This is a genomic window from Amycolatopsis sp., from assembly GCF_025464955.1.
Lineage (GTDB): Bacteria > Actinomycetota > Actinomycetes > Mycobacteriales > Pseudonocardiaceae > Amycolatopsis.
In genome coordinates this window covers 82288-101064 of the sequence record NZ_JAODNM010000137.1, presented here as the reverse complement: position 1 = coordinate 101064, position 18777 = coordinate 82288, and the positions used below count along the sequence as shown (strand labels likewise).

The window sequence follows — 18777 nt, the reverse complement described above, 5'->3', positions numbered from 1 at the left end:
GTCCCGATCCCGGACTTCAGCGTTTCGTAGTCCACGGTGACCGCCACATGGACCCGGTCACCACCGTGAGTCGGGATCTCGTCCACGGTCATCGCGAGGCGGACCAGGTCGACCAGCGCGTCGGCGTGGCGTTCCCATTGGCTGCGGGTGTCGCGGCCTTCCTCTTTCGTCGAGTGCGGCTTCGCCAACGGGTCGAGGGCTGCCCGCAACTGGGCGTAGGCCAGGTTGTCGAGCTTGCCTTTGAGCGTGGCGGACCCGTCGCGGTGTTCCTGGAACGACAGCTCCCGCTGCGGTCTCTCCGGCGGATCCTTCGGCTCCGGCCCATCCGGATCCAACGTGTCCAGGATCCGGTCACCGGCCTTCTTCACCTCGACCGGGGACGCGTTAACGGCGAGGTTGACCAGGATCTTCTCCGCCGCCGTCCGGTCTTCGTCCGACACCGTCGCGGGCATCGCCGTCATCGTTTTCACGATGACGTCGACATGCGCGGGGGTGAGGGCACCGGCCAATGCGGCGAGACCGGTCAGCGGCGCGACACCGGGGATCTCTGTCCCGTCGATGGCGTACAAGGAGTTGGTGCCGCGGGCACGGACCACGATCTGACGTGCCGCGGGCTCGGACATCCCCGTCGTATGCATCAGCCACTGCACCGCGGAGGTGTACTGATGAGTCGCCTTGATGCCATCGGTCTCGGTCTTGGTGACCACCAGACCCAGCAGCGCGGTGTACCGGTTCATCTCCCGGGTGATCGCCCGGGCGTAGTCGACCAGCGTCGCCGGATCGGCACGCCGGATATCGGCGGGATCGGGGAGGGTGGTCGTTACGCTGGGCACTCCTTTATTCTACTACGGATCGAACGTACAATCGGAACATGTTCAGGTGATACACATTATCGCGGAACGTGTTCATCGATTATTCAGAAACACCGCCATAGCAACGAATTACGCCCGCTCACCTCATGCAACTGCTTGCCGTGTCACTCACGCATACACCAGACAAACGAGGCCGGTCGCTTACCGTGATTGCCGAAGTACGAACGGCCCTATACGTGCCTTCACTGCAAGGAAAGCCCTTTCTGCCACTCCTGAAACGCAGCCACCAGCACAACGAAACAGGCCCCCCGGGCCCGTACCGCGCCCCCATTCGCCCCGGCCCTTGCTGCAGTAAACGGGAACCCACGGCCTCAGCTGTCCCACTGGAGGAATCATGAGCACCATCCGCCGCACCGTCACCACCGTCCTCACGGCCGCCGTCCTCGGCGCCGCCGCAACATCCACCGCGGCCGCGAGCACCCCCACCCCCAGACCGGCACCACGGCAACCTCCGTGGCGGCCGCCCAGCAAACCGACACCGCGAACCAGGCCGGCCGACGCAGACTGCCCGCCATCGCCATCGCCTGGGAAGCCGCCTGGGCCAGCAGCGACACGCAGCGCCTCGCCACCCTGTTCACCACGACCGGTGCCCGCTACACCGACCACGCCTTCGACCGCACCAACACCGGCCGCGACGGCATCGCCGGCTGGTCGAGCAGCACCAAGTACTTCGTCCACAACGCCAGCCTCAAAGTCACCAACGCATTCGCCGGCGGCGACCAGGTCGAGATCAGCTGGACCTTCAGCGGACAACTCCGAGACGCACCCACCCTGTTCTCCGTCCCCGCCGTCGCCGTCCTTCACCTGTGCGGCAACAAAATCCTCACCGACGACGACTTCTACAACATGAAAGACGTCCTCGCCCAGTCCGGCCTCCCCGCCGAGACCGTCTTCAACTGACGTTGCTACCGCGCGGCACCTTCGCGATCTTGAGTAGACTCGGCTTATGGACAAGCGGCAACTGGGCAGGACCGGAATCGAGATAACCGAGTTCGTCTACGGCGCGGGCTCGATCGGCGGCATCGGCGGTGCTGAATCAACGCGCGGCCTGGGCATCGACGCCGAGCAGGGGCTCGACCGGTTGAGCGAAGCCCATGCGTTGGGCATCCGCGTCGTCGACACCGCGGACAGCTACGGCGGCGGCGAAAGCGAGCGCACCGTCGGTCGCTGGCTGGCGGAGCGGCTACCCGAGGACATCCTTGTCGAGACCAAGGTGGGCACTTCCGTACAGGCCGGGCAGCCACGCATCGACCTGTCCGGCCCGCACATCGAACGGCAGCTCGCCCAGAGCATCAGCCGCCTGGGCAGAGTCGACCTCTACCTGTCGCACGCACCAGACCCGAACACCCCGCTCGAAGAAACACTCACCGCGTTCACTGCCGCCCAGGAAACAGGACTGATCAGGGCGTACGGGGTCTGCAATGTCGACGCGGAATTGCTGGAAGCCCTCCTGAGCACCGCCGCGAAACTCGGACTGCCGCGTCCCGAGTGGATTCAGAACGGATTCAACCTGCTCGACCGCGAGGACGAGAAGGAGCTGCTGCCGCTGGTCGAGGCGGAGGGTCTCGGGTACATGGCCTTTTCGCCGCTGGCCGGCGGGATGTTGTCCGATCGGTATCTCGACGGCGCCCCACCGGCCGCGGGCAGCCGAATCGCGGTGGCCGGTGATCGGTACTACCCGGGTGTCTACTCTGCCGAGAACCTCGCCCGAGTCGCCCGACTTCGAGATGTCGCGCGGGACAAAGGCGTCAGCGTGGCGGGGTTGGCATTGGCCTGGCTGCGGGCGCATCCGGTGGTTACCGCACCGGTCATCTCGCCCAGCACCAACGCACAATGGCAGGCTGTTCACGAAGCCATCGAGGTCGAACTCGACGAGGATGCCTTCGCCACTGTGTCGGAGATCTTCAGCTAGATAACCCCGGCACGCAAGGCGAAGGCGACAGCGTGCGCACGGCTGTTGAGACCGTAACGGGCCATCAGTCCGGAGAACACGTTCTTCACCGTGCTCGTCGAATACGCGAGCATCGACACACCGGACAACGTGAACCCGTTGGGTTCCAACACGTCGTGCCGCACCCGATCCAGCTCGTTCAGCAGGCCTCCCTGCAGCCAAGGCGGCAGGTGCGCCTCACCCCGGCTGACGGCGAGAACCGTCCCCGCCAACTCCTCGGGGGCGGCATCACGCGGCACGGACCTCGCGCAGGAACGCGAAAACTTCACCATTGATGAGCTGTTCCGCCACCACGATCACCTCGGCGAGCGCGAAGTCGCCATCGGCGAGCACCGTCAACCGCCGATCCGCGCCGAGAATGGTCGCCACGCCGAGCTCGGTCATCGGATCCGACGCGCGGACGGCAACAACTGCCGCCTGCGCACCGGGCGCCGACAAACGCTTCGGCTTCATAGTGGAAATCTCCAAGACGTTCCGATGCCTTTGCCTTTGGCGATCGCGCGTCCACTGGTGGTGATCGTGTGTCCGCGCTCTGTGGACGACATCCCCGTCAACCACCGCAACTCGCCGTCGAGTTGCGGTCCTTGTGCGCGCCGGTTACGCGCGTGTGCAACGAGGGCACTTGTGGACAGGAGTGCCCTGGTTGAGACTTCAACGAGGGCACAAAAGTACAAAAGTGCCCCTGGTTGGCAGACCCGTTTGGGAGACTCCGGCGATCACGTCCGCGAGGGTGGCCGGCTGAGACAGGAACGGCGAGTGCGAGCTGTCGAACTCGGCGACCTGAGTCGGAGTGTTCGACACGGCGTCGATCTCGCGGACGAATCGTCGCTGCAAGGCCGGTGGAACGGCATTGTCCTTCGTGCAGAGGACGTAGGTGTGCGGCACAGTGCCGTACCGGTCGGCCGTCACGGTGATGGCTTCGGTGGGGATTCCGGCCGGGGCGTCGCGGTCACCGGTGTCGATGCACAGGGCTCCGACGACGGCCGGGTCGGCACTGAGCAGGCCGAGCACCTGCTCGCCCTCGCCCTCGGGGCTGGTGATGTATTCCGCGGTGGACGAACCTGAGACGGGAGCGAACGCGCACACGTAGACGAGATGGGCGAACACCGAGGGCTCCAGCTCGGCGGCGGCGCCGGCGCCGGGCCATGCTGTGCGCCACCACGACGCAGGGTTCGCCGCCGCCGATCGTCTTGATCTGCCGGATGAGCGTCGCGGCGGCCGATGAGGCCGTGACGGCGGCTACGCCGGATGGCTCAGTGGCGAAGGCAGCTGGATCGAACGGACGATCCCACCGCGCAGCCGCGGATCGGTTGTTGAGCCTGTGGCCGGCAAGGTCGACAGCCACCGACGGGACACCGCGTGCGGCGAGCTGTTCGGTGACGAGGCTCCAGCACCAGCTTCCGTGCTAGAAGCCGTGTACGAGAATGACTTTGCGCCTTGCCAAGGAACTGCTCATGGTTGAATCCTAGCCCCACCTTTCAGGCGTTGAAGAACAGTGTTTCCGGTCCGTCGACGAGAATCTTCCGGCGATCCTGTTCGTCAGGAGCCCAGTCCGCCAGAAGATTGAGTAGCTCACCCGTGTCGAGTTCCGGGAAGGACAGGTGAGGCCAGTCCGAACCCCAGATCAGTCGGTCGGGGCGAGCCTGCACCAGCGCCTTGCCGAGGGGTTCCACCGAGGACAGCGGCTTCTTCTTCGCGATCCGGTACGGGCCGGAGAGTTTGATCCAGCAGTAGCCGGTGTCGAGTACGGTCAGCAGCCGCCCGAAGTCCTCCTGGGTCAGCCCTTCGGATTCGAGCATGTATCCCATGTGGTCGATCACGAAGGTGTCTTCCAGCTCCGCGAGGAACGGCAGCAGATTCCGGACAACCGTTCCCGGTGTGTAGAACTGCAAGTGCCATCCTCGCGGCCGGGTACGGGCGGCCATGCCGCGGATGTAGGCGATGAGGTCCTCAGTGGACCATGACCGGCGGGCGAACAGGTCGAGTCGGATCGCTCGCGCTCCGGCCTCGTGGTAGGTATCGAGCTCGGCATCGGTTGTGTCGTCGTCAATTCGGATGACCGCGCGGCACCGCGAGCCGACCTTGCGCAGGACTTCGAGGGTGAGGCTGTTGTCGTTGCCGTAGTACGTGGGCGCGACGAGCACCATCCGCTCGATCCCGAGTACGTCCATCGAGCTGAGATACTGATCCAACGTTGCCTGCGGGAACGGATAAAGGGCGTTCGGCACATGCCGGTAGCCCTCCTCGAACACATGGAAATGTGAGTCGCAGCTGCCTTCGGGCAGCACGAAGCTCGGCTTGGTCAGGGTTTCCGGCGTCAGAACGGTCGTCACGTGGGGATCACTGTGCTGGTCGATACGCATGGTCGGGTTATGCCTCGTTTCGGTTTTCGTGCCAGGAAACGAACTTCTCGGCCCTGGCAGCGGCGCTGGAAAACAGCAGGTCGGCGTCCGTGCCGGTCAGGTACAGCGGGCAGATGCCCAAGGGCATGAGTTTCTCGACGATCGAGAGGTCACCGATGCCACCCAGTTGCAGCAGCTTGCCGTGCCGCCGGCACGCTGCCGCGACCGTGGCAACGGCTTCGGCGAAGCGAGGATCGCGGTAGTCCCCGGGGACGCCGAGTTCGGCGGTCAGATCGTTCGCCCCGATCGCGAGCACATCCACTCCGTCGAGGGCCGCGATCTGATCTGCGTTCGCGATCCCGGTGGGAGTCTCGATCAGAATCTGGACCACGGTCAGCTCGTCCAGCGCCGGGTTCAACTGGGCGGCCGGCGTCGGTTTCATGCCCAGCTGCGGAACCATGGCGGTCTGCGAACGTTGCCCGTACGGCGGGAACCGGCAGGCACGAGCGGCGGTGAGCGCCTCCTGAACGGTTTCGATCCTCGGGAAGACGAGGCCGTGCGCACCGCCGTCCAAGAGCCGGCCGATTGCCCCGTACTCACGCTCGGCGACCCGCACCAGCGGCGTCAGGCCGAGGTCGGCCGCGGAGGCGCACAGCGTGGCCGCCTGGTCGATCGACATCGTCGAATGCTCGAGGTCGATCATGACGGCGTGGTGTCCGGTCGAGTGAGCGATGCGGAGGATGTCAGCGGTGCGGCTGATTCTGATCCCCATCATCAGGGTCGGCTCGCCGGCCCAGAGCCGATCGAGGAACCGATTGTGGCGGGTGGGTACCGGTGTGGTCATTTCGTTGTCTTCTCTCGGTCTCTCGCGGCAGGCCGACGCCGTGGTCGCCCGGGTCGCGGTACAGGAAGTCGCTGCGGAGTGTCTCAGCGCTCAAGTAGCCCGGCCGAGCCAGTGCCCGGCGAAGATAGTCGATCGTCACCCCGCGCGAGTAGTCATACATCTCGACGATCTTCGTTTCGCGCCCCTGAAAGGCTTCCACCGCGATGACGTCCCGCCACAGCGCGGCGTTGTTCGCGGCGCGGGCTTTCTCGGTGGCCAGCAGGAGACGTTCGGCTTCCGGACGCCAGGAACCGTCGCGGGTGTGATTGTCGATGCTGACGAGCGAGGCCCAGCACCGGCCCAATCGCGTCCGGGCTACCGGCATAGCTGGTGAACAGGTCGACCATCTCGGGGCTGTGGTAGCTGAAAAGCGACGTCATCGTGCGCAGGTCCTCTCACTGCCGACACTGGAAGTCACGGCGGGACGAGTCCAAGCGGTTCGCGAAGATCGCTCCGTCACGGCGTCGGCTACGGCATCATAAGCACGTCAGCGGAATCTTGACAACTATCGTGCTAGAAATCGTTAACGATTTCGTCGACACGTGTTAGGGTTGGTCCACCCGGCAGTTGAGGAGCGAGATGACGGCCATGACCGGCGATCCCGGCAAACGATTCGCACTGAGCGCGCTGCGCAAAGCCGTGCTGGACGGCGACCTGGTCCCCGGCCAGCGGCTGGTCGAGCCGGAACTGGCCGAGCGGTTCGGCGTCAGCCGGTCGGCGATTCGCGCGGCCCTGATCGATCTGGCCACCGACGACGGCATCGTGGAGCGCATTCCCAACAAGGGCGCCAGGCTACGGGCGATTTCGACGGACGAGGCCGTTGCCGTCGTCGAGTGCCGCATGGCGCTGGACGGGATCTGCGCTGCTCGCGCCGCCGTCGCGGCCAACGATGAGCAGATCTTGGAACTGAGCGACCTCGGCAGGCAGACCGCCCAGGCGGTCAGCGACGGTGAGCCGCTGAAGTACTCGGACCTCAATCTCCAGCTGTACCGCCGAATCCGCAGCATCTCCGGTCAGGTCGTCGCGGAGCGACTACTGGATCGGTTGCAGGACCAGCTGGTCCGGTTCCAGTTCCGGCTCATGCTGCGGCCCGGCAAGCTGCAACTCTGGCTGCCCGAGCAACTGGCCATCATCGACGCCATCGCCCGTCATGAACCGGACGAAGCCGAGGCCGCCACACGCACGCACTTCCGCAGCATCATCACGGCCCTGCGCGAAGTCGACGAACCGTCTCGATGACCTTCGAAGAAAGCAGGTTCAGCTCGTGACCGGTCAGCACCTGCGGGAAAAACTCCGCATCGCCACCTCCGGTGCCCGCGCGGTATTGCCGTTCGACGTGGACGGACACGCATTCCTGGCGATTCCGCAACTGTCATCGGACGCCGAGGGCACCCCACCTGGGATGAACGGTGGAAACAGCAACACCGACCTCCTGCTGCTTCGTCGCGACGGCGAGTCCTACACCGAATACCAACGCCTGCCGGTACCTGGCGGCGAGGACGCCGAGTTCTTCCGGATCGGCGGACAGGCTTTTCTGGCCACAGCTAGCATCCGCGCCGGCAACGGCCCCTACGACTATCAGCTCGATTCGCAGATTTTCGCCTGGGACGGCAGTGCTTTTGTCCCGTTCCAGACCATCCCCACTTTCGCGGCCAAGCAATGGCGGCACTTCACTATCGGCGAGCGCCATTTTCTCGCTCTCGCCCAAGGCGTGTTCCTGCCGCAGGCCAAGGACGACAACCGCCCGTCGATCATTTTCGAATGGGATGGCGCCCGCTTCCAGCCGTTCCAGGAGATTCCCTCGCTGTGGGCCTATAACTGGCACTTCTTCCAGATCGACGGGCAGCATTACCTCGCACATGCCGACAACAGCGACGAATCACGGCTCTACCGATGGAACGGCGACAAGTTCGTCCCGCACCAGACGTTGGTGAAGTCCGCGGGCCGCGCGTTCGCGAACTTCACCAACGGCGGAGAGACCTATCTGGCCTGCGCGGTGATCGACGCGGACTCGATCCTCTACCGGTGGAACGGGACGAAGTTCGTCCACCACCAGACGTTGGCCGGAGCGGGCGGGCGGGAACTGGCGGTGATCGACACCGACGCTGGCTTGTACGTGGTCCGGGTCAACTTCATCATCGGCGACCGACTGAACCCCACCACCAGATTGGCCTCCCAGCTCTACCGCTGGGAGCAGGGTCAGTTGGTTGTCGTCGAAGAGTTCACCACCTCGGGCGGCACTGACGTCGCCGTCTTCGCCGACGACACCGACACCCTTGTCGCGGTCTCGAACTGCCTGACCGAGGACGTCCGGTTCAGCACCGATTCAGTGATCTACACCTTTACGCCGTAACGAAAAGGCCGCGGACGCAGCCCGGTCGAGAACCGCATGGCCTTCCTTCAGGAGAAACCGATGGAGATTGAACGGCGCACCGCCGGCAACACGGCAATCGTGCTGATCGACTATGTGACCGGCTTCGGCGGCATGATCGGATCGCAGACGATCGCCCAGAACGTCGCGGGCGCCCGCGCGCTCGCCCAGACCGCCCTGGCCTTCAAGGTTCCTCTCGTCGTCACCATGGGGCCCGAGCTGGACCCGCGCGGAGTGATCTACCCAGAGCTGGCCGAACAGTTGGGTGATCATCCGATCGTCTACCGCGCCGGGTCGTTCGACGCGTTCGCGTTCGACGGCTTCGAGCAGGCCATCGCCGCGACCGGGGTCAAGCACCTGGTCATCGGCGGTCTGATGACCGACGGCTGCGTCATGCAGACGAGCCTCAGCGCGCTCCGGCGTGACTACGACGTGTCCCTGGTCGTCGACGCCTCCGCCTCCCAGACTGAGATCGGCCAGCAGACCGCCATCCAGCGGCTGACCAAGTACGGGGTGAACCTGACAACCTGGCTGTCCTTCGCCTCTGAGCTGCAGGTCAGCTACGACAACGTCCAGACGGTGGCAGCGTTCCGCAAGATCCAAGCGAACTCCCCCGCCTACGCGATGCTCCAGTCCACAATGGCCGGCACGATGCGCTTCGCCGAGTCACTACGTCAGGCCTGATCCGACGGTCGCCCAGTGGCTCTAGCTGATCCGCAGCACCACCTTGCCGTGCGCCTGTTGTGACTGGCTCAGTTCGAGGGCGGTCCGCCAGTCCTCCAGCGGGAACGTGCGGGCCACCGGAACCGAGAAGCGACCCTCGGACGCGAGTTGCGCGAATTCACCAAGCACGTCGTAACACGGCCCGACGCCCGCGCCGATGGCAGAACGGACCCCCAATTCGTTGTCTGCCTCGAGGATGCCGAGCGTCAGCACGCGCTCGGGCTCTTTGACCGTGCGCACCAGTTCCGGCAACGCGTTACTGAACGGCGCCGCGTCGAGGACGAGTTCGACCGGCCCAGCGGCCAGTTCCCTCACCCGCTCGGCCATGCCGTCGCCGTAGCTGGTGACCTCGGCGCCGGCGGCGCGCAGGGCGTCGGCGTACGTCTGGCCCGCGGTGGCGATCACGCGCGCCCCGCGCTGGATCGCGATCTGCGCCGCGGCATACCCGGTGGTGGTGCCGGCGCCGTGCACGAGCACGGTGTTGCCGGCGCCGGCGCCGAGTGCGTCCAACGCCGCGTAGGCCGTTCCCACGGCCATCGGCAGCGCCGCGGCGCCGGCCGGGTCGAGCCCGGACGGGCGCGGGAACCACAGGTCGAGCAGGGCCTGCTCGGACGCGCCGGCGGACGGGCCGGTGAAGGGCGCGGAGCCGAACACCGGGCCGCCGATGTCGACGCCGGTGACTCCGTCGCCGACCGCGTCGACAGTGCCGGACACCTCGAGCCCGATCCCGCGCGGCAGGTCGCCGGGAAACAGGCCACCGCACAGCGCCCAGTCGGCCGGGTTCAAGCCGCACGCTTCAACGGCGACGCGGATCTGGCCCGGGCCAGGACTGAGGGACTCCGCATCCTCGACTCGCAGCACGTCGGCCGGTTCTCCGTAGTTGTGAAAGCGAAGAGTGCGCATCGGATCTCCTCCAGAGTGACGACAACATCTGTCGTCACTCACCCTGCCAGAGTGATGACAGCATCTGCTGTCGCTACCGTCCCGCTGCAGCGTGACTGGGACCGGGAGAGGTCATCACCCCCGCGGGCACCCGCCGAGCACCGCGGACGATCTTGACTTGACTGAGTAACACCGAGGCGTCGGGGCCATTACCAGGCGTCGGAGCGATCCGCTTAACACGGCGAGCGGCCTGGTAACGACTTCGCGTTCTGGATGAAACAGTTTGGAAATAGAATAATAGTCCAATTGGTGCAGTGCCAGCATAGGGAGGAGTCCATAACGCCCGAGGAGATAGTTCTTGCGCACGTTTCGCAGAATCGCACAGGCAGCCGCACCGGCCGGCCTGCGTGGAATTCACGCTGCGCCCAGTTGACAGACTGTACCCAATTGAAGAGACGTGCGGTGCGATCCTATTTCACCACACCCGAAAGGGTGCGACTTTCCATTCGACCTACCCATGGTGACGCTCACGCGCGCACCTTCCCCAACGTGAGCTGCCGTCCACTGGACCTGATCCGTCCGTTGTAGCCGGCAGCTCACGTCGTGTGTAACAACCACTCTCCGAGCTGTGCCCGCGCAAATCACTACTTCCCAGCACCTGCGCCGGGCACGAAGCGTGGCCACGACAGACTCTACTCTACCAGTGTGGAAGGGTCGGAATGGCTGCGCTGACTACCTACCGTGAAAGGGTAACAAGTGCCGCCAATTACCGTAATCTTCGTCGTGTCAGGCTTGGCTGTATGGCTTAACGGCCTTGCTTTTCTGGGCATCGGAGCCAAGGCCGCGGACGACGGGCCCGACCCGCTCAAAACCGTCGGCTGGGTGACCTTGCTCGCCGGCATTGTCGACTCCGTGCAAGCCGCCTTGATCATCGCGACGAAACCCGAGGCAGCCGGAATCCCGCTTGCGGGAATTGTCACGTTCTATGCCACGTTCTTCGTCGCCTTGGGCCTGGTCCTGATCAAAGGGCTCGATCTCAGGCCCGTCGGAAACCTCGCGATAGCGGTCGCGATCGTGCCGCTGTTCTGGTGGAAGTTCTTCGACGGCAGCTGGATGCTGCAGTCGATCCTCGTGGTCTGGCTGGTGGCCTTCCTGTCTGTTGCGGCGACGACATACGGGCGACTTCCGGGAAAGGTGCTCGGCGCGATTCTGACGCTCACCTCGCTGTATACCTTCCTTACGCCGGCGGCTCTGCTCGCATTGGGTAAGTCGATCCCCTGATCGGACGACCCTCCCGTATCGAAGTGAAGGGGTATCGAAGTGAAGGGGTGAGGACCGGACGGCCTTCACCCCTTCACCTAGCTATCGCCGACGCATTGCCCGACCCACACGTTGACCCGGACTGTCATCCAGCCATCGCGCTTGCGCAGACCGTCATCCAACCGTCGGACGTCGGGAGCTTGCGTCGATGGTGCCCGGCGGTTCGTAAGAGGTTCTGTACAGAAACTTGAATCCCTGGTCAAAGGGGATGAACACCGACTCGCGCGGGATGTGACCGGCAACCATGAAGCGCACGACTTGTGAGCCGCCGTAGCGTCCGATCGGTTGGTCGAGCGGGTCTGGGGGCACCGATGCCACGCCCCGAACGCGGACCACCTTGCACGCCTACATCTCCAGGGCCGAATGGTGCTGCACGACCGACAGCATTGCCGACAACGCGTCACCGCAACGACGCACCAGCGTCGCCGTCGAACTGTTCGCTTACTTGCCGCGGGTGCCCCGGAGCACGTCCAGGTGGACGTCTGAGTACTTGCCGTCGAGCACCTCCCCCACCGAGATCCGTTCACCGACTGCCGCGGAGACGTAGATCGACCGGACCAACGCGAGGGAAAGCAGTGCGTCGTCGACCGTCACCCCTGGTTCGGTGCCGGTGGTGATCGCCCGTGCGATGTCGTCGTACTGACGTCGATGGCCGAGCACGAAGTCCTGGTCGCCGTGTGGCCCGGCAGGGGTGTTGACGAAGCCGACCTCGGCTTCTGCCTGGTTTCCGGTGACGGCGCCGCCCGTGACACTGCCGGCTCCGCCCGGCCGGTGGTGGTCGGCGGACTTTGCCGAGTGGAAGTACTCAAGGCGGTCGTTGTCGATGACGGCGGAGCCCTCGGTGCCGTGGATTTGGAGGCGTGCGGTCAGTCCCGGGTAGGCGGCTGTGGTGGCGAGCAGGACCGCGATGGCGCCGGACTCGAAGCGGATCGTGGTTGCGACCGTGTCCTCCACCTCGATGCGCTCGTGGGCAAGCAGGCTCGCGGTTGCCTGCACCTCGACCGGGCGGCCGAGAAACCAGCAGAGCAGGTCCGAGGTGTGCACACCCTGGTTCATCAGGGCACCACCGCCGTCGAGGCGCCAGGTGCCGCGCCAATCACCGCCGTCGTAGTAGCTCTGATCACGCCACCAGGCGACCGACGCCACCGCTGAAGTCGGCCTGCCGAACGAGCCGTCGTGCACAGCACGGGCCACCGCGACACTGGCCGGGTCGAACCGGTGCTGGCTGATCACGGTGACCACTTTGCCGGTGTTCGCCGCCCGCCGGGCGAACGCGGCCGCTCGGGTGACGCTGACATCCAGCGGCTTCTCGATCACGACGTGCGTACCGGCGTCGACCGCCTGCTGCGCGAGGTCCAGGTGTGTGCCACTGGGGGTGCAGATCACCACCAGGTCGATGCGACATTCGCGCAGCGCGTCCGGCAGCGTCGAGTAGGCCGCCGGCTCGGGTGAGGTCGGCGCGTGGTCGGCGAGCAACGCCGCCGAATACGCCTCTACCGGATCCACCGCCGCGACCAGGGCGAACGCGGGATGTTGTTCGACGGCAAGGGCGTGCTTGCGGCCGATGGCGCCGCAACCGACGAGGGCGACACGAATCGGGCCGGTCATGACAGCGTCACTCCCAGGTCGTCGGTAATCAGCCGGAGAGCACGAGCGGCCCGGCCGAAGGCGGCAGGCCCGGAGAAGCCACCAAGCGCGTGTGCCGCGGACAGGTGGGGTTCTAGCGAAACAAAGCCCTGATAGCCATCGTCCCGAAGGGCGGTCAGGGTCTCGAGCAGCTCGCCGTCTCCCTCCCCTGCTGCGACGACATGGCCGGTTGCGGCGACGGCGTCCTTGATCTGCACGTACTCCAAGTACGGCCGCAGGCTGGCATAGGCATCGGTGAACGGGCGGTTGCCGACCTGGACGAAGTTCGCGCTGTCCCAAGCGATGCGCAGATGATCGGAGCCGACGGACTCGATGAGATCGAGGACCCGCTCAGGGATGTCACCGTAGATGTCCTTCTCGTTCTCGTGCAGGAGAACGAGATCCTCGCGCTCGGCGACGTCCGCCATGGCGCGCAGCCGTACCAGCACGCCGTCACGCATGGCAGCGGGGTCGCGGCCCTCTTGGTAGAAGGAGAACATCCGAATATAGCGAGTGGAGAACGTACGGGCGACGTCGATCGCGGTGGCCAGTCGCTCCACCTCGGCCTCCACCGGAAGGTCGAGCGAGACCTTGCCCAGCGGAGAGGCGATGGCGGACACCTCGAACCCGCGTTCGTCGAGCAGCTGCCGCAGCACGCCTCGTTGCCGGGCATCGAGGTCGAGTACGCCGGTGTCCCAGGCGCCCCGCAGCTCGAGGTGACGTGCGCCCAGCGCTTCGAGCACGGACAGCTGGACGACCGGATCCGCGTCGATCTCGTCGCCGAAACCGGACAGAGCCCAGCTGAGAGTCGAGGTGGCTACGGTCACGGAATTCCTCCTACGGTCAGGTCAGTCGCGCTCCGCTTCATCATGCCCCGCCTCGGCCAACCTCTGGCGTCCTCCGGCCAACGCCTCGGCCAATCCTTCCCACCAAGCGAAAAACAGTGCCTTCAAGGGCAGCACGATCGGCATTGGCATGGCTGAATGCTCAACTCGGTCGTGTCTCGCGATGGCACCGTAATCGGCTTCGAGAGTCTCGGAGAAGGCCCGCCGCTGGTCTTCGTGCTCACGGATCGGTGCCCACCGCGTCCGGTCTGAGGTGGCGCCGTGGACTCAACCGGCCGATCGCGTCCGTGAGAAGAGCCGCTTCCAGTGAGCAGGCCCGGAAGGCTTCGAGACACTCAAAGCGGCCACTGGGCCGGAAGAGGCGCTGGAGACGTTCTACCGTGAGGTCCTCGAGCTCCCTCAGGCTGCCATCGACGCGCTGAAAGGCACTCCGATCTGGCTTGCCCGGTTGGCTCCGGCGCATACGCTGGTCAGGGAACTGGACGAGGTCCGGCGGTTCTGGGCCACCGATCGCCTGGCGAAGATCACCGTCGGAGTGCGGCTGCTCCTCGGCACCGAGAGCCCGGCGTACCTCCGCGAGGCGACCAAAGCAGTCGCCACGCAAATCGGCGGCGCCACGATCGTCGACCTGCACGGCCAGGCCCACCAGGCGATGGACTTCGACCCGGACCAGTTCGTCACCGCGATCCTCGCGGAGTAACCGCCCCACTCATTCGCAAGGCTGAGGGAACAGTGGAAGTTCGTACTCCAGGCTGATCGTTTCCGCTCGCGCGCCCGTGAGACTCCACTCGATCTGTTCACGGGCGAAAGGAAATTTCGGTGCGAACATCCAGAGCAGGGCTGGTCATGGCCATCGCAGTACTCGCGGCCGCCGCAGTACCCACCGCCGCGGCTGCGGCGGACGACCCGCTCGCACACGGCCTGGTCGGGGAAGGAATCGAGCCTCCCGATGGTCCGCTGCAAGATCCGGCCCAGTAGATACGGAGCGGCCAGTCGGTGCGCGTCCGCGTCCGTGTCTGCTGCGACAACCAGTGCGGAGATGAGCGTCTGGGGCCGGTCGAGCTGGGCGGAAGGAGTGAAGCAGTCGCGGTAGCGGGCCAGTGCCGCAGCCGTCCCACTCGGATTGATCTGGTTCGCGAAGGCGTACGGAAGACCAAGCGAACCCGCGAGTTCGGCACTGGAGAGGCTGGATCCGAGGATCCAGAACGGCGGCTTGTACTGATCGGCGGGCACGACGGTGAGCGCGGTGCGCCCGCCCCGCTCGGCCAGCGGGCGGAAATAGCTGGCGAGCTCGTCCAGCTGACTGGGGAAATCCTCGCTCGCGCTGGTCCGGCGTAGCGCTGCGGCGGTCACCGGGTCCGTGCCAGGGGCCCGGCCCAGGCCTAGGTCGATCCGGCCCGGGCAGAACGCCTCTAGGGTACCGAACTGCTCGGCCAGCACCAGCGGGGCATGGTTTGGCAGCATGGTTTGGCAGCAGGATGCCACCGGAGCCGGCGCGCAGCGTCGTCGTCGCGGCGGCGACCTGGCCGACCAGGACGGCCGTGGCCGCGGTGGCCAAGCACGGGGTGGCATGGTGCTCGGCCACCCAGAATCGGTGGTAACCCAGCGTTTCGACTGCAGTGGCCGACTCCAGGGTGTGGCGAAGCGACTCCGCCGCGGACGAGCCGTGCCAGACCGGGCCCACCTCCAGTACCGAAACCGGGATCGGCAGTTGTTCAGCCATGCTGTTGCCTCCTGTCGTGTACCGGGTCGAGGTCAGGCGTGGTCGGACACGTTCGCCGAGACGTCCTCGTCGACAGCCTCGACAGGGGAAGTCGCTGGGGCAGGTTCGGGCTTGCCCGGGAGCAGGAACCCGGCGACGAGCACCACGATCGCGGCGGCGAAAGACCACCAGAACGCGTTGGCGAAGGCGGTCGCGGTTGGTTTGCCGTCCACCGAGCCGCTTTGCAGGATCAGCGCGACAATCGCGATGCCTAGCGACGCACCGAGCTGGTTAAGGATGAAGACAGCACCGGTCGCGGTGGCGGCCTGTTCCATCGGCACTGTGCGGTAAACAGCGCCCATGGTCGGAGCACCGACCAGACCCATGCCGAAACCGACAAGTACCTGGAACGCGGTGAGCAGCATCTGCGAGGTGCCGCTGTCAGCCTGGGTGTACATCAGCGACCCGATCGCGATTAGCGCGGCACCAGCCGGGACCAACCTCTTGGCACCGAGCTTGTCGGCGAGATTGCCGGCGATCGGCATGCCGATCAACGTGCCCAGGCCGAGCGGCATAAGCAGCAGCCCAGCTTCGAGCACGCTGTGCCCACGCGCCTGCTGGTAGTACAGCGGGAGCACAAACAGTAGGCTGAAGAGCGCGCCGCCAAGCAGTGTCATAGTCGTCACGCTGGCGGTGAACCCGCGGCTGGCGAACAGTCGGATGTCCAGCAGCGGAGTGAGCTTGGTGCGCAGCGCATGCCTGATGTACCCGGCGAAGAGCACGACGCCCGCGCCGAGGCTCACGAGCACCCTGGCGCTGCCAAAGCCCACCACGCCCGCCTGCGAGAGCGCGTAGACCAGAGCCGCGAAACCCGGGCAGAGGAGGGCGATGCCAAGCAAGTCGATCGGTGTGGTCTTGGCGGCGGACTCGTCCTTGGGCACATACTTGATCGCGACCAGGATTGCGGCCAGCGCCACCGGGACGTTGACCAGGAACATCCATTGCCAGGTCAGGTTGTCGAGAATCAACCCGCCGATGATCGGGCCCAGCACCGGGCCGAGGGTGATCGGCATCGAGATCAGGCCCATCACGCGGCCCATCCGGTTCGGCCCGGCCGCACGGGCGACCACGGTCATCATGATCGGGTCGACCATGCCGCCGCCGAGGCCCTGCAGGACCCGGAAGCCGATGAGGCTGCCGGCGTTCCAGGCAAAGGAGCACAGCACCGAGCCGAGCAGGAACAGACTGAGCCCTAGGAACCACATCCGCCGAGCCCCGAACCGGTCGATCGTCCAACCGGTGATCGGAATGGCCACGGCGACGGCAAGCAGGTAGCCGGTGCTCACCCAGCCGATAGTGGCGAGCGTGGTCTGGAACTTCCCGACCAGGGTATCGATTCCGACGTTGACGATGGTGGCATCGAGATAGGACATCATCCCGCCCAGCACCATCACACCCAACAGACGCAAGAGCGGCGCGTCCAGCCGTTCCTGAGGCGCTTCAGACATCCAGCTCTCCAGCTCTACTGGCTAGGTCAGAAAACTGTACCGTACAGTTTTCTATGATGGCGAGTAAGCTAGCATGACCGGAACAAGAAAGTCGAGGCCCCCTTTGACAGACGAAAGCCACCCCAACGGCAGAGTGGGCAAACGCCAAGCGATCCTCGAGGCCGCCCTGCGCGTGTTCGCCCGCGAGGGTTACGGCCAAGCCAGCGTCGACACGATCGCGTCCGAGGCGGGCGTGTCCAAGGCCACGATCTACAACCACCTCGGTGACAAGGAGACCCTGTTCCGGCACGCCCTCGCCGAGATTGCGTCCCGCTCCAACACCAAGACCATGGACGCGCTGGGCGCCTTCCCCACCCATCCCGAAGACCTTCGCGCGGGTCTGCTCGGGGTTGCGCACAAGCTCGCCGAATGCTTCGCCGATGACCAGTCCACCGCGCTGCGGCGGCTGCTCCAATCGGAGATAGTGCGGTTCCCCGACTTGTTCGAGACGATCCGGGACAGCGGCCCCAACCAGGCCACCGAGGCGCTGGCCGGACAACTCGCCCGGCTGGCCAACGCCGGGTATCTCGAACTTGCGGACCCGCTGCGGGCAGCGAATCAGTTCGTCGCCCTGATCGTCGACGAGCTGCCGACGCTGTCCGCACTCGGCACCCGCAAGATCGACGATGCCGACCTGACCAAAGCCGTCGCCGCCGGGGTGGATACCTTCCTGCGGGCGTTCGGCAACCGCGCCACGCTCTGAGCCGCCCCGAGCCCACGGCGACTCGGTCAAGCACATCGACACAGTGGTCAGGACGCCGCGGCGGCGAGCTCGTCGTGGATGTATCGCACGACACCGCGACCGGTGTCGGATGGTCGAACATCAGCACCGGCGACAACAGCAATCCGGTCACCTCGCACAGCCGGTTCCGCACCTCCAGCGCGCTGAACGAGGAGAACCCGATCTCAAGGAAGTTGTCCTCGGTACCGATGGCCTGAGGCGACGAGTAGCCGAGGACTTCTGCGGCTTGCTCCCGGACCACCTCCAGTAGCAGTTCCTCACTCTCGGACCGGGCTAGCCCGGCGAGTCGCCCGTCTAGCGACGGGATCACCGGCAGGTCCACCTGCCCGGATAGCTCCACAATCGCCGCAACGGCCGGAGCCGGCACCTGGGCTCCGGATACGACAGGCCGGAGCCAGAAACTCCTCCGCTGGAAGGCGTAGGTAGGCAATTCGGTCCGCCGAGCTCCGGGGAACAACGCAGCGGCACCGTGGATCCAAAGCCCGGCCAGCGCCCCGAGGAAGGTCGACAGTTCTGGGCGACCCCACACCAGCGCAGGGACCAGTACACCTGCCTCAGACACGGACTCACGCACCATCGGCAGCAGTACAGCGTCCGGGCCTAGCTCAAGGTAAGCGGTGACGCCGGCCTCGTGCAGTGTCCGAACGGCGTCAGCGAACCGGACTGCCCCGCGGACGTGCCGCACCCAATAGGCCGGGTCGGCCAGCTCAGCGGTGGTCGCCTGCCGGCCGGTGAGCGCGGAGACGATCGGGATCTTCGCCTCGTAGTATTCAAGTCCAGCCGCGACCTCGCCGAACCGCGCCAGCATCGGCTCGGTCAGTGGGGAGTGGAACGCGTGGCTTACCTTGAGGGCCTTGGTCTTCCGCCCGGAGGCCGTCAACCCAGCGACGAGGTCAGTGACCGCCGCCTCGGCACCCGAGACGACCACCGAAGCCGGGCCGTTGACCGCCGCGACGGCGAGCACTTCCGTC

Annotated in this window: 22 protein-coding genes and 4 pseudogenes; 10 read left to right on the top strand and 16 right to left on the bottom strand. The window is 65.7% G+C overall.

Going from position 1 to position 18777, the window contains the following annotated elements; genetic code table 11:
• The coding region (locus tag JWQ81_RS35625) for a DUF222 domain-containing protein (protein ID WP_297548523.1) at positions 1–833 on the bottom strand (833 nt) is incomplete at its 3' end.
• Between the two features lie 492 nt (positions 834–1325).
• Here JWQ81_RS35625 and JWQ81_RS35620 point away from each other — a divergent pair.
• Together JWQ81_RS35620 and JWQ81_RS35615 are read left to right on the top strand one after the other, a co-directional pair.
• Positions 1326–1772, top strand: coding sequence for a nuclear transport factor 2 family protein (locus JWQ81_RS35620; RefSeq protein ID WP_297548521.1), 447 nt, complete (start codon positions 1326–1328; stop codon positions 1770–1772).
• A gap of 46 nt (positions 1773–1818) precedes the next feature.
• A complete protein-coding gene (locus JWQ81_RS35615) occupies positions 1819–2784 on the top strand; it encodes an aldo/keto reductase (protein ID WP_297548519.1) in 966 nt (321 codons plus the stop codon).
• Here the strand turns inward: JWQ81_RS35615 and JWQ81_RS35610 are convergent.
• The 7 genes and pseudogenes from JWQ81_RS35610 to JWQ81_RS35585 form a co-directional block, all read right to left on the bottom strand.
• Positions 2781–3062: a hypothetical protein gene (locus JWQ81_RS35610; RefSeq protein WP_297548517.1), complete on the bottom strand. Its 282-nt coding sequence runs from the start codon at positions 3060–3062 to the stop codon at positions 2781–2783. The genes JWQ81_RS35615 and JWQ81_RS35610 overlap by 4 nt on opposite strands.
• Positions 3052–3276 carry a hypothetical protein gene (locus JWQ81_RS35605; RefSeq protein ID WP_297548515.1) on the bottom strand — a complete coding sequence of 75 codons (225 nt, stop codon included), beginning with the start codon at positions 3274–3276 and terminating at the stop codon, positions 3052–3054. The genes JWQ81_RS35610 and JWQ81_RS35605 overlap by 11 nt, the downstream gene beginning before the upstream one ends.
• Positions 3277–3474: 198 nt before the next feature.
• Positions 3475–3930: an alpha/beta fold hydrolase gene (locus JWQ81_RS35600; RefSeq protein WP_297548513.1), complete on the bottom strand. Its 456-nt coding sequence runs from the start codon at positions 3928–3930 to the stop codon at positions 3475–3477.
• Positions 3931–3976: 46 nt separating this feature from the next.
• Positions 3977–4216 (bottom strand): annotated as a pseudogene (locus JWQ81_RS45170) (alpha/beta hydrolase); the annotation flags it as partial.
• 85 nt (positions 4217–4301) lie between these two features.
• Positions 4302–5186, bottom strand: coding sequence for an amidohydrolase family protein (locus tag JWQ81_RS35595; protein WP_297548511.1), 885 nt, complete (start codon positions 5184–5186; stop codon positions 4302–4304).
• A gap of 7 nt (positions 5187–5193) precedes the next feature.
• Positions 5194–5940 carry an aldolase/citrate lyase family protein gene (locus tag JWQ81_RS35590; RefSeq protein ID WP_297548510.1) on the bottom strand — a complete coding sequence of 249 codons (747 nt, stop codon included), beginning with the start codon at positions 5938–5940 and terminating at the stop codon, positions 5194–5196.
• Positions 5909–6373 carry a DUF5624 domain-containing protein gene (locus tag JWQ81_RS35585; protein ID WP_297548508.1) on the bottom strand — a complete coding sequence of 155 codons (465 nt, stop codon included), beginning with the start codon at positions 6371–6373 and terminating at the stop codon, positions 5909–5911. The genes JWQ81_RS35590 and JWQ81_RS35585 overlap by 32 nt, the downstream gene beginning before the upstream one ends.
• A gap of 254 nt (positions 6374–6627) precedes the next feature.
• Here JWQ81_RS35585 and JWQ81_RS35580 point away from each other — a divergent pair, with 254 nt between their 5' ends.
• From JWQ81_RS35580 to JWQ81_RS35570, 3 genes are read left to right on the top strand one after another with little or no spacing between them, the layout of a single operon-like run.
• Complete coding sequence (locus tag JWQ81_RS35580) at positions 6628–7287, top strand: GntR family transcriptional regulator (RefSeq protein WP_297548506.1); 660 nt, start codon at positions 6628–6630, stop codon at positions 7285–7287.
• Positions 7288–7312: 25 nt separating this feature from the next.
• Positions 7313–8401, top strand: a complete 1089-nt coding sequence (locus JWQ81_RS35575) for a hypothetical protein (protein ID WP_297548504.1) — start codon at positions 7313–7315, stop codon at positions 8399–8401.
• A 60-nt stretch (positions 8402–8461) separates the two neighbouring features.
• On the top strand, positions 8462–9103 hold the full coding sequence (locus JWQ81_RS35570) for an isochorismatase family protein (protein ID WP_297548502.1): 642 nt from the start codon (positions 8462–8464) through the stop codon (positions 9101–9103).
• Between the two features lie 21 nt (positions 9104–9124).
• Here JWQ81_RS35570 and JWQ81_RS35565 read toward each other — a convergent pair whose 3' ends face one another.
• Positions 9125–10045: an NADP-dependent oxidoreductase gene (locus JWQ81_RS35565; protein ID WP_297548500.1), complete on the bottom strand. Its 921-nt coding sequence runs from the start codon at positions 10043–10045 to the stop codon at positions 9125–9127.
• A 735-nt stretch (positions 10046–10780) separates the two neighbouring features.
• Here JWQ81_RS35565 and JWQ81_RS35560 point away from each other — a divergent pair.
• Positions 10781–11305, top strand: a complete 525-nt coding sequence (locus JWQ81_RS35560) for a hypothetical protein (protein ID WP_297548498.1) — start codon at positions 10781–10783, stop codon at positions 11303–11305.
• A gap of 480 nt (positions 11306–11785) precedes the next feature.
• Here the strand turns inward: JWQ81_RS35560 and JWQ81_RS35555 are convergent, their stop codons facing one another.
• The 3 genes from JWQ81_RS35555 to JWQ81_RS35545 are packed head-to-tail and all read right to left on the bottom strand — an operon-like array spanning position 11786 to position 13947.
• The gene (locus JWQ81_RS35555; protein WP_297548496.1) at positions 11786–12952 is read right to left on the bottom strand and encodes a Gfo/Idh/MocA family oxidoreductase; all 1167 of its coding nucleotides are present in this window, start codon (positions 12950–12952) and stop codon (positions 11786–11788) included.
• Positions 12949–13797: a sugar phosphate isomerase/epimerase gene (locus JWQ81_RS35550; RefSeq protein ID WP_297548494.1), complete on the bottom strand. Its 849-nt coding sequence runs from the start codon at positions 13795–13797 to the stop codon at positions 12949–12951. The genes JWQ81_RS35555 and JWQ81_RS35550 overlap by 4 nt, the downstream gene beginning before the upstream one ends.
• Positions 13798–13818: 21 nt before the next feature.
• A complete protein-coding gene (locus tag JWQ81_RS35545; protein ID WP_297548492.1) occupies positions 13819–13947 on the bottom strand; it encodes a hypothetical protein in 129 nt (42 codons plus the stop codon).
• 316 nt (positions 13948–14263) lie between these two features.
• Here JWQ81_RS35545 and JWQ81_RS35540 point away from each other — a divergent pair, with 316 nt between their 5' ends.
• Complete coding sequence (locus JWQ81_RS35540; RefSeq protein ID WP_297548544.1) at positions 14264–14515, top strand: hypothetical protein; 252 nt, start codon at positions 14264–14266, stop codon at positions 14513–14515.
• Positions 14516–14634: 119 nt separating this feature from the next.
• Positions 14635–14793, top strand: coding sequence for a hypothetical protein (locus JWQ81_RS35535; protein WP_297548542.1), 159 nt, complete (start codon positions 14635–14637; stop codon positions 14791–14793).
• Between the two features lie 51 nt (positions 14794–14844).
• On the opposite strand, the pseudogene JWQ81_RS35530 reads toward JWQ81_RS35535, so the two are convergent.
• Positions 14845–15279 (bottom strand): annotated as a pseudogene (locus JWQ81_RS35530) (MsnO8 family LLM class oxidoreductase); the annotation flags it as partial.
• A 14-nt stretch (positions 15280–15293) separates the two neighbouring features.
• On the opposite strand from JWQ81_RS35530, the gene JWQ81_RS35525 reads away from it, so the two are divergent.
• Positions 15294–15416 (top strand): hypothetical protein, encoded by a 123-nt coding sequence (locus JWQ81_RS35525; protein ID WP_297548490.1) that lies wholly within the window; start codon positions 15294–15296, stop codon positions 15414–15416.
• Here JWQ81_RS35525 and JWQ81_RS35520 read toward each other — a convergent pair.
• Both JWQ81_RS35520 and JWQ81_RS35515 read right to left on the bottom strand, forming a co-directional pair.
• Positions 15359–15538, bottom strand: a pseudogene (locus JWQ81_RS35520) (LLM class flavin-dependent oxidoreductase); the annotation flags it as partial. The gene JWQ81_RS35525 and the pseudogene JWQ81_RS35520 sit on opposite strands and share 58 nt — an antisense overlap.
• 32 nt (positions 15539–15570) lie before the next feature.
• Positions 15571–17025, bottom strand: a complete 1455-nt coding sequence (locus tag JWQ81_RS35515; protein WP_297548488.1) for a DHA2 family efflux MFS transporter permease subunit — start codon at positions 17023–17025, stop codon at positions 15571–15573.
• Between the two features lie 103 nt (positions 17026–17128).
• Here JWQ81_RS35515 and JWQ81_RS35510 point away from each other — a divergent pair, with 103 nt between their 5' ends.
• Entirely contained in the window at positions 17129–17767 is a 639-nt protein-coding gene (locus JWQ81_RS35510) for a TetR/AcrR family transcriptional regulator (RefSeq protein ID WP_297548486.1), read from the top strand.
• Positions 17768–17918: 151 nt separating this feature from the next.
• On the opposite strand, the pseudogene JWQ81_RS45165 reads toward JWQ81_RS35510, so the two are convergent.
• A pseudogene (locus tag JWQ81_RS45165) lies at positions 17919–18770 on the bottom strand (acyltransferase domain-containing protein); the annotation flags it as partial.
• Between the last annotated feature and the right edge of the window lie 7 nt (positions 18771–18777).